Raw genomic sequence first — 12,994 nt, 5'->3', positions numbered from 1 at the left:
GCGTCATCGACGTACTTCTCGACGGCCCGGCGGGACTTTCGGTTGTCCGCGGCGACGCCGACGGCGGCGAGGCCGAAGTCGAGGCGGTCGAACGCCAGCGTCAGGAGGGCGCGGGCGCGTTCGCCGGAGTAGCCGCGCCCCCAGAACGGCTTGCGGAGCCAGAACCGGGTCTCGCCGCGTCGTGTTTCCAGTCGCAGTCGATACCCGTCATGCCGAGGAGTTCGCCGGTGTCGCGCAGTCTGACGGCGTACTCGGCCGCCTCGCCGTCGTCCCAGCGCTCCTCGCAGGCGGCGAGAAAGCGAGCGTCTCCTTCGGCGTTGCGTGCGGGTCCCACGGGACGTACCGGGTCACCTCGTCGATGTCCTCGGCGCCCTCGCGGCAGTAGTCGTAGCACTCCAGCGTGGAAACCTCCTCGCGCGTCGCGCGGCGGAGGCTGAGCCGGTCGGTGCGAATCTCGACGGGAAACACACTACCGAGATGTGAGTTCGCCGAAAAGAAGCTGTCCCGCGTGTGTCACTCGATACCGCGCGAGGGCTTCTCCCTGCGACCGGTGAGTTCCTCGGGTTCGAGGCGGTACATCTCGAACTCCAACTCCGCGGAGGGGCGGTCGTAGATGGTGACGAACGGGATGTCCATCGTCCGCATCGCCTCGACGACGGTGGAGTCGAGTGCCGCCTCGGTCACCTCCGCGAGGTGGCCGCGGACGACGACGGACTTCCATCCCTCCGGCGTCTCCTCGTCGACGACGAGGGAGACGAGGCTCGTGGCGTTGACGAACTTCCGCTTCTCTGATTCGGGGGCGAACGCGAGGCGCAGGTACACCCGTTCCTCCTCGGGGTCGAAGCCGTAGGAGACCGGAATCGCGTACGACTCGTCGTCCTTGGCGAACGCGACGACGCCGGTGCCACCAGACCCGAGGAACGCTCGTACCTCTTCGCGACTCATGGCGACGGATTGGTCTGACATAGCCGACGGTACGCGCTCCACTAGCATAACAGTCCGTGATGAATCTCGCGAGCTGAGAGTACCCCGCCCGACGCTCAGACGACGAGGAGGACCACGGTGTAGCCGACGAGTCCGGCGGCGAACGTCCAAAAGCGGCTCTCTCGCTCCTCGGGGAGTTCCTCTTTGATGACGTTGAGGACGATGCCGCCGGCGAGGAACGCGAACAGCAGCGACAGCACCGCCTCGGGAACGTCGACGAAGAAGCCGACGCCGACGCCCGCGGGGGCGGCGGCGGCGAGCACCCAGCGCCCGACGCGGTCGTAGGTATCTCGGTGGTGGTCGCGCAGGCCGTAGTCGGTGACGACGAAGTGGACGGCCATGGCCACCGCGTACAGGAGGAGGCTCGCGGCGCCCGCCTCCTCGCGGTGGAGGAGGAGGTAGCCGACGAGGCCGTTGTACGCCGCGAACGACCCCACGTGGACCCAGAAGGCGCCCGTTGCCGCCGACGACTCCGACGATTCCGACGACCCCGAACCGCCGTCGCGGGCGGAGCCGGACCGCCTGGCGAACTGTTCGAGGCCGTAGAAGGCGGTGAAGCCGGCGAGCGTCGCGAGGAAGACGGCGTGTTCGGTGAGGGTGGCGAGGAGGGGGCTCGCCGCCGCGGGCCCCTCGGTCAACCGCGCGTGGTGCTCGGTTATCTCGGGGAAGACGTGCACGAACACGTAGGCGACGGAGACGCCGCCCGCCGCGGAGAGCCACCGACTGCGCGGGACGGCCCGCAGAAACCGGAGTTTACCGGCGAAGACGTGCACCGCGGCGAAGGCGACGGCGCAGAGGACGCCGAGCGTCGGGAACACGGCCGATGAGTTCGGGGGTCGGACGGATAACACCGGGGGCCGGGACGAACCGGCCGTCCGGAGCGGAGGGACCCGCCAGACGCTTTTTCGGCCGCGACGCCGAACGACCGACCATGCGTTCACGAACGCTCGGAGCGCGCGGCGAACCCCTCGAATCTGCGGTTCGGAGAGACGGTGCGGCGGAGTCGGAGGAACGATGAACCCGGTCTATCTCGTCGCGGGAGCGCTCTCGGTCCTCGCGGTGACCGTCGACGTCCTCTGGACGACGCTGTGGGTCCAAGGCGGCGCCGGTCCCCTCACTTCGCGGCTGATGGAGGCCATCTGGACCCTGTTCCGACGCGCGTTCGGCGACCGACACCGGCCGTTGACCCTCGCGGGGCCGACGATACTCGTCGTCGGCCTCCTCGTCTGGATAGCGCTCCTCTGGGGTGGGTGGATGCTTTTGTTCGCCGGCGGCGACGCCGCCCTCGTTGACACCCGTCAGAACGGTCCCATCGACTGGGCCGAGCGGTTCTACTTCGTCGGCTACACGCTGTTCACGATGGGGAACGGCGACTTCACCCCGAACGGCGGCGTCTGGCAGGTGGCGACCGCGCTGACGACGGCCTCGGGGATGCTGTTCGTGACGCTGATGGTCACGTACATCCTCTCGGTGCTGGACGCGGTCACGCAGAAGCGCGCGTTCGCCAGCGGGGTGAGCGGCCTCGGCGACCGGAGCCACGAGATACTGCGGAACGCGTGGAACGGCGAGGAGTTCCGCGGGCTCGACCTCCCGCTGAACTCGCTGGCGTCGGACCTCGACACCCTCGTGGCGAACCACAAGGCGTACCCCGTCGTGCACCACTTCCACAGCGAGCGAGCCAGAAACGCCCCCGCCGTCAGCGTCGTCCACCTCGACGAGTTGCTGACCCTCCTCCGCTTCGGGACATCGCAGGAGGGGGAACCCGCCGACGTCATCGTCGACAGCGCTCGGTCGAGCGTGGAGGATTACCTCTCGCTACTCGAAGAGGCGTTCGTCGAACCGGCGGACGACCCGCCGCCCGCCCCCTCCATCGAGTCGCTCCGCGACGCCGGGATTCCCGCGGCGTCCGACGAGGAGTTCGCCGACTCGCTCGCGGAGATAGGATGGCGGCGACGGCAGTTGCGCGGCCTGATAGAGTCCGACGCCCGCGAGTGGCCGAACCGGGAGTGAGGAGCGTATCCGCCTCAGTCGTCCTTACAGCCCCACCCGAAGGCCGACCAGCCGCCGTCGGCGGTGAGCACCTCTCCGGTGACGAAGTTGTCGTTCGAGGCGAGAAAGGAGACGCAGTTCGCGATTTCCTCGAGCGTGCCGAACCGGCCGAGCGGCGTTCGGTTCTGGACGTCCTCTCTGTCGAAGTCGGCGTCCTCCTGCGCCTGTTCGACCATCTCGGTCTCTATGTACCCCGGCGCGAGGGCGTTCACCTGAATGTCGTGCTCCGCCCACTCGACGGCGAGACAGCGCGTGAGGTTGTTGACGCCGCCTTTCGTCGTGTTGTAGGGCGTCCGGTCCTGCTGGCCCATGCTTCCCATCATGCTGGAGATGTTGACGATGCTGCCGCCGTCGCCTTGTTCTATCATCCGTTCGCCGGCCGCCTGCGCGCAGAAGAAGACGCCGGTCAAGTTGACGTCGAGGACCTGTTGCCACTCCTCGGGGGTGATGTCCTCGGCGGGGCCGCGGATGTTGATGCCGGCGTTGTTCACCATCACGTCGAGTCGGCCGAACCGGTCGACGGCCTCCTCGATGAGGTTTTCGACCGACGGCTTCTCGCTCACGTCGACCTCGACCGCGTGGGCCGACCCGCCGTCGGACTCTATCTCCGCCGCGACCGCTTCGCAGTCCTCCAGCGACCGCGAGCAGACCACGACGTTCGCGCCGTCCGCCGCGAATCGCTTCGCGACGTGTTTTCCGATTCCTCTGCTCGACCCGGTGACTATCGCCGTTCGCTCGTCGATTGTTTCATCCATTTCGTGATTACACACTCGCGTTAACCGTGTTCGCGTCGTCCGTCGCAAAGAAATACCGGTACGTGGCTCGGGGTTCGCTCCGCGACTCGACTGAAAGAGGCGGCCGAGGAGTGCGCGGAACGACCCGTCCCGCCGACTCCCGGTCGGTGACACCGGGACTGACGCTCCGCAACCACTAAACGCGGCTCCGACCACCGTCCTATAATGGCAGACTGGACGGAAAAGTACCGACCGTCGACGCTGGCGGAGGTCCGCGGGAACAACAAGGCCCGCGACGCGTTCGCCGAGTGGGGGAAGACGTGGGGCGACCACCGCGAGGCCGTCGTCCTCCACGGCGCGCCCGGCGTCGGCAAGACGTCCGCCGCGCACGCTCTCGCCGCCGACATGGGGTGGGAGACGGTCGAGTTGAACGCCTCCGACCAGCGGACGGCCGACGTCATCGAACGCTTCGCCGGTCGGGCCGCGAAGAACGCGACGCTGGCGGGCGCGGCGGCGGGCGACGCCAACGGCGAACGGGAGGGGCGACAGTTGGTCATCCTCGACGAGGCGGACAACATCCACGGCAACTACGACCGCGGCGGCGCGGGCGCGGTCACCCGCCTCGTCAAGGAGTCGAACCAGCCTATCGTCCTCATCGCCAACGAGTACTACGACATGTCGAACGGTCTGCGCAACGCCGCACGGGAGATAGAGTTCCGCGACGTCTCCGCGCGCTCTATCGTCCCCGTCCTCCGCGACATCCTCCGCAAGGAGGGAATCGAGTTCGACGACGACGCCCTCGACCGCATCGCGGAGGTGAACTCCGGGGACCTTCGGTCGGCGGTCAACGACCTGCAGGCGGCCGCCGAGGGGACCGAACGCCTCGCCGTCGAGGACGTCGTGACGGCCGCGCGCGACAGCGCAATCGGCCTGTTTGAGTACATCGACTCGGTGCTGAAGGAGGATTCGGCTCGCGAGGCCCTCCAGTCGTCGTACGCGGTGGACGAGACGCCCGACAACCAGGTGAAGTGGATCGAGGACAAGGTTTCGCTGGTGTACGACGACGAGGAACTCGCCCGCGCCTACGAGTTCCTCGCCAACGCCGACGTCTGGTTGGGCCGCGTGATGGCCACGCAGGACTACTCCTACTGGCGGTACGCGGGGGACAACGTCGCCGCCGGCGTCGCCGCCGCGCGGGACGGAACCTACGGCGGGTGGACGCGGTACGGCGGCGCGCCGTACCGGTCGACCCGGGACAAGACGCGCGACGACGTGGTCCGCAAGATAGCCGAGTCGGGCGGGTTCTCGATGGGCACCGCCCGGCGCGACGTGCTCCCCTTCCTCGCGGCCATCACGCACCACTGCAAGCCGCGGGACGTGACCGTCGCCATGGCCGCGTGGTACGACCTGGACGAGTCGGCCGTCTCCTTCGTCACCGGGAGCGGCGAGACGACGAACAAGGTGCAGTCCATCGTCGAGGACGCCGCGGAGATGCGCGAGGTGGAGATGGAAGCTCACACCGGCGGCGCGTTCGCCGGGTCCGTCCCCGACGACGCGACGGCGGAGGGAGAAAGCGAGGACGAGAGCGGCGACGGACCGGACGAGGGGTCCGGCGGGGAACGCGACGGCGACGTGTTGGACCGCGACGCCGACGACGAGGCGGACGACGACGCGGATGACTCGGACGCCGAGGACGACGACCAGTCGGGACTGGACGACTTCTTCTGACCGCCGCCCAGGGGTCCGCCTCCCGACGAACCGGCCGCCGTCGGCGAGACGGTGCATGAGTGTTCTGCCACTTCATTTATCGAACACCCGCGAGAAGCCGAAATCATGACAGAATTCGGATACACTCTGTCGAGCGAGGAGTTCGCCGGGAGCGAACTGGTCGAACTCGCGCGGGAGGCCGAGTCGCGCGGTTACGACTTCCTCTCCGCGTCCGACCACTTCCACCCGTGGCTGGCCGAGCAGGGCGAGTCGCCGTTCGTCTGGAACACGCTCGGCGGCGTCGCGGCGGCGACCGAGGACATCGACCTCGGCGTCGGCGTCACCTGTCCCACCGTCCGCATCCACCCCGTGAACGTCGCGCAGGCGGCGGCGACGACCAAGGAGATGCTCGACGGCCGGGAGTTCTACTTCGGCGTCGGCTCCGGGGAGGCCCTCAACGAACACGTCACGGGCGAGCACTGGCCCGAACACGACGTGCGAATGGACATGCTCGAGGAGGCCGTCGACGTCATGAAGAGCCTCTGGACGGGCGAGCAGGTGAGCCACCACGGCGAGCACTACACCGTCGAGAACGCCCGCCTGTACACCCTGCCCGACGAACTGCCGTCGCTCGTCGTCTCGGCGTTCGGCGAGGAGTCCGCGCGGCGGGCGGGCGACATCGGCGACGGCTTCTGGTCGGTCGGCCCGCAGGACGTCGTCGAGGAGTTCGACGGCGACGGCCCGAAGATGACGCAGTTGACGATGTGCGTCGCGGACTCGGAGGACGAGGCGGTGAAGACGGCCCACGAGAACTGGCGGCAGTCGGCGCTGCCGGGCGAACTCAATCAGATACTCCCGACGCCGAAGCACTTCGATCAGGCGAGTCAGATGGTGACCGAGGAGACGGTCCGGGAGGGGTCGACCCTCACCAGCACCGACCCGCAGGAGCACATCGACAGCATCCAACAGTGTCTCGACGCGGGGTACGACCACGTCTACTTCCACCAGATAGGCGACGACCAGGAGGCGTTCTTCGAGTTCTACGAGGAGGAAGTCCTCCCCTCGTTCCGGTGAGCGCGGCGTAACGCGTTCGTTCCGTCGCACTTCCCGACCGGGGTCTCTTTTTGCATCGCCTCCGACTCGTGCGTATGCGCGCCGCAGTCCTCCGCGAACACGGCGAACCGCTGAGCATCGAAGACGCGCCCGAACCGACGGCCGACCCCGAAGGGGTCGTCGTCGAGGTGGAGGCCTGCGGCATCTGCCGCAGCGACTGGCACGCCTGGATGGGCCACGGCGAGTGGGCCGACGACGCGGTGGACCCCGGACAGATTCTCGGGCACGAACCCGCCGGCCGCATCGTCGAGGCGGGCGACCGCGTGAGGACCGTCGCGGAGGGCGACCGCGTGGCCCTACCGTTCAACCTCGCCTGCGGGTCCTGCGGCTACTGCCGGACCGGCCACGGCAACGTCTGCACCGGCGACCACCCGCACGCCCTCGGCTTCGAGCGGTCCGCGCAGGGGGCGTTCGCCGAACGGGTCCACCTCCCGTCGGCCGACTACAACGCCCTCCATCTCCCCGACAGCGTCGACTCGCGGGACGTGGCCGCCCTCGGCTGTCGGTTCATGACCGCCTACAACGCGCTGAACGCGCGGGCCGGCCTCGGCGCGGGCGAGTGGGTGGCCGTCCACGGATGCGGCGGCGTCGGCCTCTCGGCCGTTCAGGTCGCCCGCGTCCTCGGCGCGCGCGTCGTCGCCGTCGACGTGCGGGAGTCCGCCTTAGACGCGGCGGCGGACCTCGGGGCGGAGGTACTGGTGGACGCTTCCGAGGCCGACGCCGTCGAGGAGGTTCGCGCCGTTACTGACGGCGGCGCGCACGTCTCGCTCGACGCGTTGGGCGTCGCTGAGACCTGTCGTAACTCCGTCCGTTGTGTCAGACCCCGCGGGGCGCACGTGCAGGTGGGGCTGACCACCGACGAGGAGAAGGGGGAGGTGTCGCTGCCGACCGACTGGATGACCAGACACGAGGTGTCGTTCCTCGGCGCGCGCGGGATGCCGCCGACGAGCGCCGACGACCTGCTGTCGCTGCTCGCCTCGGACGCCGTCGACCCCGGCGCTCTCGTGACACGAGAGGTGTCGCTCGACGAGATACCGGACCGGCTGGCGGCGATGAGCGACTACGACACCGTCGGCGTCGAAGTGATGACGTTCTGAACGGCGCGACCGGGAAAATCAGGCGATGCGGACGACGGCCAGCGACGCCTCGCAGTCGGGACACGAGACGGTCTCGTCGCCGGCGTCGTCGGTGTGCGACCAGTCGTCCAGCGGCGCCGCGCGGTCGCAGTCGGGACAGAAGAGGACGGATTTTCTCAGGGTTTTCGTCTGCCGCTCGGAGCGCGAGCGGGGAGTGAGGGCGTTCATAGCCGAAGTATCGTCGTCCGAGCAGATGAACGTGTCGCAGATTATTACTTTTTGCATTTAGAGAATCTTCGAGAGGAACCGCTTGCCGCGGTCGGTCTCGGGGCTCTCGAAGAACTGCTTCGGTTCTCCGGTCTCGACGATGCGACCGTCGGACATGAGGACGATTCGGTCGCCCACCTCGCGGGCGAACCCCATCTCGTGGGTGACGACCATCATCGTCATCCCCTCGTCGGCGAGCGTCCGCATCACTTCGAGCACCTCCCCCACCAGTTCGGGGTCCAGCGCGCTCGTCACCTCGTCGAACAGCATCACCTTCGGGTCCATCGCCAGCGCGCGGGCGATGGCGACGCGCTGTTGTTGGCCCCCGGATAGCTGGTTCGGGTAGGAGTTCAGTTGGGCGCTGAGACCGACGCGGTCGAGGAGTTCCTCGCCGCGCGCCTCGGCGACGTCGTCGTCGAGTCCGCGGACCTTCCGCGGCGCGAGCGTCACGTTCTCCAGGGCCGTCTTGTGCGGGAAGAGGTTGAACGACTGGAACACCATGCCGATGCGCTGGCGGAGGACGTTGATGTCGGCCTTCGGGTCGGAGATGGACTCGCCGTCGAGGCGAATCTCCCCGCCCTGAATCTCTTCGAGGCGGTTGGCACAGCGCAGGAGCGTCGACTTTCCGGACCCGGAGGGGCCGACGACGACGGTCACGTCCTGGTCCTCGATATCGAGCGAGACGTCCTTCAGGACGTGCGTCTCGCCGAAGTACTTGTTCACCTCGTCGAACTCCAAGAGGGGGTTCACTGGCTGTCACCTCCCCAGTCCGAGCGGTCCTCCAAATAGCTCACGAGTCGCATCAGCGGGAGCGTGATGGAGAGGTACGCGATGGCGACGAGGACGAGCGGCGTCCACGCGTCGAACGTCGCGCTGTTGACGCTCCGGAACTGCTGCATGAGTTCGGGGATGGCGATGATGGTGAGAAGCGAGGTGTCCTTCACGAGGATGACCTGGTCGTTGCCGATGGCCGCGAGGGCGTTGCGCCACGCCTGCGGGACGACCACCTCGCGCATCCCCTGGATGTAGCCCATCCCGAGCGACCGCGCGGCCTCCATCTGGCCGTCGGGGACGGCGTCGATACCGCCGCGGACCGCCTCGCCGACGTACGCGGCGTGGTTGAGCGTCAACGCGATGATGGCCGTCGGGAATCCCCAGTTCTGCACGGGGAAGGTGCCGGGCCACAGCGTCGGAATACCGAAGTAGATGACGAATATCTGGAACAGCAGCGGCGTTCCGCGGAAGAACTGGACGTACGCCGTCGCGATGCCGTTCGTTATCGACGTCTTCGAGACGCGCGCGAGGCCGACGAACACGCCCGCGGTCACCGAGAGGACGCCCCCGATGACGACGATTTGGAGCACCAGCAGGTACGCCGAGACGAACTGCGGCAGGACGGTCCGCATCAGCGCGAAGTCGACCTGCGTCGTGATAATGTAGACGACGAGCGCCAAGACGGCGAGCGCGAACAGGCTCGATAGCCCCACGCCGAGCCACTTCAGCGTCGTGTCGTCGACTAACCCGCCGCTCCCGCGGTCGCCCTCGTCGGCGGTCGCGCCGGAGTATGTATCAGCCATTGGTAGTTCGGATATCTACGTCAGTAACGGGGGCCGCGTTCAGCCCTCGAAGTACTCGGCGTATATCTCGTCGTACGTCCCGTTCTCCTGGATGGCGGCGAGCGCCTCGTTCACTCGCTTGCGGAACTCGTCGTCGTCCTGACGGAACGCGATGCCGTAGTTCTCGACGGTGAGCGTGAGGTAGTCGGGAGCGTTCTCGCCGGACTCGGCGGCCGCACCCTCCCCCTTGAGGAAGCGGACCTGCCCTTCGCCCTGGTTGTTGACGAACTCGGCGTTGACCGTGTTGTCGTTGATGACGGCGACGACCTGTCCGTTGATGAGCGCTTGGAACGCCCCGGTGACCTGGTCGTACTGGTTGAGTTCCAACTCGCCGTTGAACTCGGACTTTAGCTGTTGGGCGGCGTCGGCGCCGGTGGTCCCCTTCTGGACGCCGACGGTCTTCCCGCGGAGGTCCTCTTTCGTCTGGATGTCGCTGTCCTGCCGGACGATGACGGTCTGATACGCGGTGAAGTAGGGGTCCGAGAAGTCGACCTGCTTGGCGCGCTCGTCGTTGATGGTCATCGCCGACATGATGATGCGGAAGTTGTTGTTCTTCAGCGAGGGGATGATCGAGTCGAAGCTCGTCGGCTTGAACTCGTAACTCGTCCCGAGTTGCTCCTCGAAGATGGCCTTCGCGATGTCGACGTCGAAGCCGGTGAGTTCGCCCGAGGTGGTCTCATACTCGAACGGTCGGTACGGAATGTCCGACCCGATGACGACGTTGTCCGGTACGACGTCGCCCTCGCTGCCGGACTCGGTTCCCGTCTCGGTTCCGTCTCCCGTCCCCTCGGCGCCGGTTGTCGCCTCAGACGTCGCCGTCTCGGTCGACCCTTCGCCGTCCCCGTTACCACCCGTACAACCCGCGAAGAGACCGCCAGCGACCACTCCGGCACCGGTTTTCAGATAAGCACGTCTGTCCATAACACCCGTCCGTAACCGACCCTGGTATAACACCTCTTCGATTCGGCGAACGCGAGGTATCCAACAATCGCGCCGAGAGACGGAACATCGGGTACCGCGACCGACCAGAACTGGCGATTCGAGAATTGGCACGGTCGAGTTCGTGCGACCGTACGGACCGGCGACCGTACGGCGTCGATGGACGAAGAAGGCCCGCGGCCGGACCACCCGGCGGTCAGTCGCTCCCGCCGGGGACGCCGCGGGACTGCCGCGTCGGACGGTCGCGGAGGGCGTACGCCGCGGCGGCGACGAGGCCGAGGACGAGGAGGGTGCCGGCGACGGAGACGTACTCCAGTCCCCCGCTGTACACCTGTCGCCCGAGGACGAGGAGGGCGACGAGGAGGAGGGCGGCGCTCCCCGTCAGGAGGCGGACGCGGCCGGCGCCGTCGCCCGAACCGAGCCACGCGGTGGCGGCGACGAGAACGCCGTAGGCGACGAGTCCGAGCGTGTAGTAGACGGCCTGGAGGTTCGCGCCGAACGGGAGGAACGCGTGGGGCGCGAGGACGACGAGGGCGGCGACGCCGACGGCGGCACCCCCGAGGGCGCGGCGGAGTTCGCCGGCGGCGGGGGGTTCGTACGCCCGCGCGAAGGCGAGAACGACGGCGGTGTAGATGGTCGACGCCGTAACGAAGTGCGCCGAGAGGACGACCCACTCGTACGTCGTCACGGTCAGCGCGCCGAGGATAATCTGCGAGGGAAGGAGGATGGTGGCGAGGGCGAGTGACCGACGGACGCGACTGTCGACGCCGGCCCGCCACGCCTGAATCGTGGTGCCGAGGATGAGAAAGCCGACGAGCATCGCCACGAGTCGGTGGAACCATTCGATGAAGCTGCTCCAGTTGGCCGGGAACAGCCCCAAGAAGCCGTCGCAGAACGGCCACCGCCCGGCGCACGTCAGGCCGGCGCCGGCGGCGGCGGTGTACACCCCGAGTACCATCAGAAAGCCCGTGAGCGGCACGGTGAGTGCCACGAGGCGTCGGAGGCGAGTGTTCATATTCCGCTCTCGGGGTCGCGTCCACTTGAACCCCTCTCTCCGCAGACGCGCGAACCACCGGAACGTTTCAATGGCTCCCGTGGGAACGGTCGCGTATGACCGACGAAGGCGACTCCGGTTCGGAAGCGACCGGGAGCGAACGCGACATCGTCACCGACCACCTCGACGACCGGCGGGAGCGATTGGAGGAGTATCTCGACCGGGAGGAACTCGACGCGGTCTGGTTCGCGGAGCCGAACTCCTTCTCGTGGCTCACCGGCGGGAGCAATGTCGTCAGTCGGGGCGCTGACCTGGGCGTCGCCGCCGCGGGCTACGACCGCGAGGACGGGTGGGTCGTCGTCACCGACAACATCGAGGCGAACCGCCTCGCCGACGAGGAGGTGCCCGAGGCGTTCGACGTGCGGCAGACGAACTGGTACGAGTCGTCGCTGGCCGACGGCGTCGCCGGCGAGACCGAGGGAGAGGGCGCGGCGGATTTCGAGGTGCCCGGACTCGACTCGGTGGACGCGGCCGAACTCCGCCAACCGCTCTCGGAGACGGACGTCGAACGCTACCGCGAACTCGGACGCGAGACGGCGGACGCCGTCGAACGGGTCGCGCGCGAACTCGAACCGGGGGACACCGAACACGAGGTGGCCGCGGCGCTGAAGATAGCGTTGGCGACGCGGGGCATCGAGGCGCCCGTCGTCCTCGTCGGCGGCGCCGAACGGGCGCAGACGTACCGCCACTACACCCCGACGTACGCGGAGTTGGGCGACTACGCTCTGCTGTCGGTGACGGCCGAACGCGGCGGTCTGCACGCGAGCACGACCCGAACCGTCGCCTTCGACCCGCCGGAGTGGTTGGCCGAACGCCACCGGAAGGCTCAGCAGGTGGAGACGAGTGCGCTGGCGGCGACGCGGGCCGTCGCGCGACTCGACGGCACCGCCGACGGCGTCTTCGACAACATCATGGCCGCCTACGAACACGTCGACTACCCCGAGGAGTGGCGCGAACACCACCAGGGCGGGGCCGCGGGCTACGCCGGCCGCGAGTGGTTCGCCTCGCCCGGCGAGGATGCCCCGGTGGAGACGCCGATGGCGTACGCGTACAACCCGACGATACGGGGCGCGAAATCCGAAGATACCGTCCTCGTCGCCGATGACGGCGCGGAGGTGCTGACAGCGACGGGCGAGTGGCCCACCCGTACGGTCACGGCGTGGGACCACGAGTTCGCCGTCGAACGACACGAGATACTCCACCTCGACGCGGAGTAGCGGGAGCGGTTCGGAGTAAAGGAGTACTCGCCAGCGAGTATTGTTTCGTCGTCTGTCGAAGTCTTTTTCGACAGTACGGTAGCTTTTTCACGGTTCCACGGGTGCCCTCGGGCATGGGATTAGACGACGACGCGCGGGAGTATCACCGCGAAGAGCCGCCGGGTAAAATCGAGATTTCGACGACGAAACCGACGAACACGCAGCGAGACCTCTCCTTAGCGTACTCGCCGGGCGTGGC

The 12,994-nt window shown here is 67.7% G+C and carries 14 protein-coding genes and 1 pseudogene; 5 read left to right on the top strand and 10 right to left on the bottom strand.

What is annotated here, in order from left to right:
- Positions 1 to 74: 74 nt before the first annotated feature.
- From C474_RS22960 to C474_RS00060, 4 genes and pseudogenes are all read right to left on the bottom strand, one after another.
- Positions 75 to 191, bottom strand: a pseudogene (locus C474_RS22960) (GNAT family N-acetyltransferase); the annotation flags it as partial.
- 16 nt (positions 192 to 207) lie between these two features.
- Positions 208 to 468, bottom strand: coding sequence for a hypothetical protein (locus C474_RS22955; protein WP_239640354.1), 261 nt, complete (start codon positions 466 to 468; stop codon positions 208 to 210).
- 45 nt (positions 469 to 513) lie between these two features.
- On the bottom strand, positions 514 to 966 hold the full coding sequence (locus tag C474_RS00065; RefSeq protein WP_008382729.1) for a pyridoxamine 5'-phosphate oxidase family protein: 453 nt from the start codon (positions 964 to 966) through the stop codon (positions 514 to 516).
- 74 nt (positions 967 to 1,040) lie between these two features.
- Entirely contained in the window at positions 1,041 to 1,802 is a 762-nt protein-coding gene (locus tag C474_RS00060; RefSeq protein WP_008382726.1) for a hypothetical protein, read from the bottom strand.
- Positions 1,803 to 1,998: 196 nt separating this feature from the next.
- Here C474_RS00060 and C474_RS00055 point away from each other — a divergent pair, with 196 nt between their 5' ends.
- Positions 1,999 to 2,994: a potassium channel family protein gene (locus C474_RS00055; RefSeq protein ID WP_008382724.1), complete on the top strand. Its 996-nt coding sequence runs from the start codon at positions 1,999 to 2,001 to the stop codon at positions 2,992 to 2,994.
- Positions 2,995 to 3,008: 14 nt separating this feature from the next.
- Here the strand turns inward: C474_RS00055 and C474_RS00050 are convergent, their stop codons facing one another.
- The gene (locus tag C474_RS00050; protein ID WP_008382722.1) at positions 3,009 to 3,788 is read right to left on the bottom strand and encodes an SDR family NAD(P)-dependent oxidoreductase; all 780 of its coding nucleotides are present in this window, start codon (positions 3,786 to 3,788) and stop codon (positions 3,009 to 3,011) included.
- Between the two features lie 204 nt (positions 3,789 to 3,992).
- Here C474_RS00050 and C474_RS00045 point away from each other — a divergent pair, with 204 nt between their 5' ends.
- From C474_RS00045 to C474_RS00035, 3 genes are all read left to right on the top strand, one after another.
- The gene (locus tag C474_RS00045; RefSeq protein WP_008382719.1) at positions 3,993 to 5,495 is read left to right on the top strand and encodes a replication factor C large subunit; all 1,503 of its coding nucleotides are present in this window, start codon (positions 3,993 to 3,995) and stop codon (positions 5,493 to 5,495) included.
- Between the two features lie 105 nt (positions 5,496 to 5,600).
- The gene (locus C474_RS00040; RefSeq protein ID WP_008382717.1) at positions 5,601 to 6,548 is read left to right on the top strand and encodes a TIGR03557 family F420-dependent LLM class oxidoreductase; all 948 of its coding nucleotides are present in this window, start codon (positions 5,601 to 5,603) and stop codon (positions 6,546 to 6,548) included.
- Between the two features lie 74 nt (positions 6,549 to 6,622).
- On the top strand, positions 6,623 to 7,684 hold the full coding sequence (locus tag C474_RS00035; RefSeq protein WP_008382715.1) for a zinc-binding dehydrogenase: 1,062 nt from the start codon (positions 6,623 to 6,625) through the stop codon (positions 7,682 to 7,684).
- Between the two features lie 18 nt (positions 7,685 to 7,702).
- Here the strand turns inward: C474_RS00035 and C474_RS00030 are convergent, their stop codons facing one another.
- The 5 genes from C474_RS00030 to C474_RS00010 all read right to left on the bottom strand — a co-directional run bounded on the left by C474_RS00030 (position 7,703) and on the right by C474_RS00010 (position 11,500).
- Positions 7,703 to 7,891 carry a hypothetical protein gene (locus C474_RS00030; RefSeq protein WP_049916605.1) on the bottom strand — a complete coding sequence of 63 codons (189 nt, stop codon included), beginning with the start codon at positions 7,889 to 7,891 and terminating at the stop codon, positions 7,703 to 7,705.
- Between the two features lie 57 nt (positions 7,892 to 7,948).
- On the bottom strand, positions 7,949 to 8,680 hold the full coding sequence (locus C474_RS00025) for an amino acid ABC transporter ATP-binding protein (RefSeq protein ID WP_008382712.1): 732 nt from the start codon (positions 8,678 to 8,680) through the stop codon (positions 7,949 to 7,951).
- The gene (locus tag C474_RS00020) at positions 8,677 to 9,507 is read right to left on the bottom strand and encodes an amino acid ABC transporter permease (protein WP_008382709.1); all 831 of its coding nucleotides are present in this window, start codon (positions 9,505 to 9,507) and stop codon (positions 8,677 to 8,679) included. Before C474_RS00020 ends, C474_RS00025 begins: the two co-directional genes overlap by 4 nt.
- Before the next feature lie 39 nt (positions 9,508 to 9,546).
- Positions 9,547 to 10,467 carry a transporter substrate-binding domain-containing protein gene (locus tag C474_RS00015; RefSeq protein WP_049916604.1) on the bottom strand — a complete coding sequence of 307 codons (921 nt, stop codon included), beginning with the start codon at positions 10,465 to 10,467 and terminating at the stop codon, positions 9,547 to 9,549.
- A 214-nt stretch (positions 10,468 to 10,681) separates the two neighbouring features.
- Positions 10,682 to 11,500, bottom strand: coding sequence for a COX15/CtaA family protein (locus tag C474_RS00010; RefSeq protein WP_008382706.1), 819 nt, complete (start codon positions 11,498 to 11,500; stop codon positions 10,682 to 10,684).
- A gap of 95 nt (positions 11,501 to 11,595) precedes the next feature.
- On the opposite strand from C474_RS00010, the gene C474_RS00005 reads away from it, so the two are divergent.
- Positions 11,596 to 12,756, top strand: a complete 1,161-nt coding sequence (locus C474_RS00005; protein WP_008382704.1) for a M24 family metallopeptidase — start codon at positions 11,596 to 11,598, stop codon at positions 12,754 to 12,756.
- Positions 12,757 to 12,994: the final 238 nt, after the last annotated feature.

The sequence above is a fragment of the Halogeometricum pallidum JCM 14848 genome, from assembly GCF_000337095.1.
GTDB lineage: Archaea > Halobacteriota > Halobacteria > Halobacteriales > Haloferacaceae > Halogeometricum > Halogeometricum pallidum.
Note: the sequence above shows the minus strand (reverse complement) of the source record. Positions and strands in the feature narration are given on the sequence as shown.

What these genes read in the sequence shown, in the direction of transcription:
- C474_RS00055 (WP_008382724.1), top strand. Translation starts at nt 1,999, where the DNA reads ATGAACCCGGTCTATCTCGTCGCGGGAGCGCTCTCGGTCCTCGCGGTG.
- C474_RS00005 (WP_008382704.1), top strand. Translation starts at nt 11,596, where the DNA reads ATGACCGACGAAGGCGACTCCGGTTCGGAAGCGACCGGGAGCGAACGC.
- C474_RS00050 (WP_008382722.1), bottom strand. Translation starts at nt 3,788, where the DNA reads ATGGATGAAACAATCGACGAGCGAACGGCGATAGTCACCGGGTCGAGC.
- C474_RS00010 (WP_008382706.1), bottom strand. Translation starts at nt 11,500, where the DNA reads ATGAACACTCGCCTCCGACGCCTCGTGGCACTCACCGTGCCGCTCACG.
- C474_RS00030 (WP_049916605.1), bottom strand. Translation starts at nt 7,891, where the DNA reads ATGAACGCCCTCACTCCCCGCTCGCGCTCCGAGCGGCAGACGAAAACC.
- C474_RS00040 (WP_008382717.1), top strand. Translation starts at nt 5,601, where the DNA reads ATGACAGAATTCGGATACACTCTGTCGAGCGAGGAGTTCGCCGGGAGC.
- C474_RS00015 (WP_049916604.1), bottom strand. Translation starts at nt 10,467, where the DNA reads ATGGACAGACGTGCTTATCTGAAAACCGGTGCCGGAGTGGTCGCTGGC.
- C474_RS00045 (WP_008382719.1), top strand. Translation starts at nt 3,993, where the DNA reads ATGGCAGACTGGACGGAAAAGTACCGACCGTCGACGCTGGCGGAGGTC.
- C474_RS00035 (WP_008382715.1), top strand. Translation starts at nt 6,623, where the DNA reads ATGCGCGCCGCAGTCCTCCGCGAACACGGCGAACCGCTGAGCATCGAA.
- C474_RS00065 (WP_008382729.1), bottom strand. Translation starts at nt 966, where the DNA reads ATGTCAGACCAATCCGTCGCCATGAGTCGCGAAGAGGTACGAGCGTTC.
- C474_RS00020 (WP_008382709.1), bottom strand. Translation starts at nt 9,507, where the DNA reads ATGGCTGATACATACTCCGGCGCGACCGCCGACGAGGGCGACCGCGGG.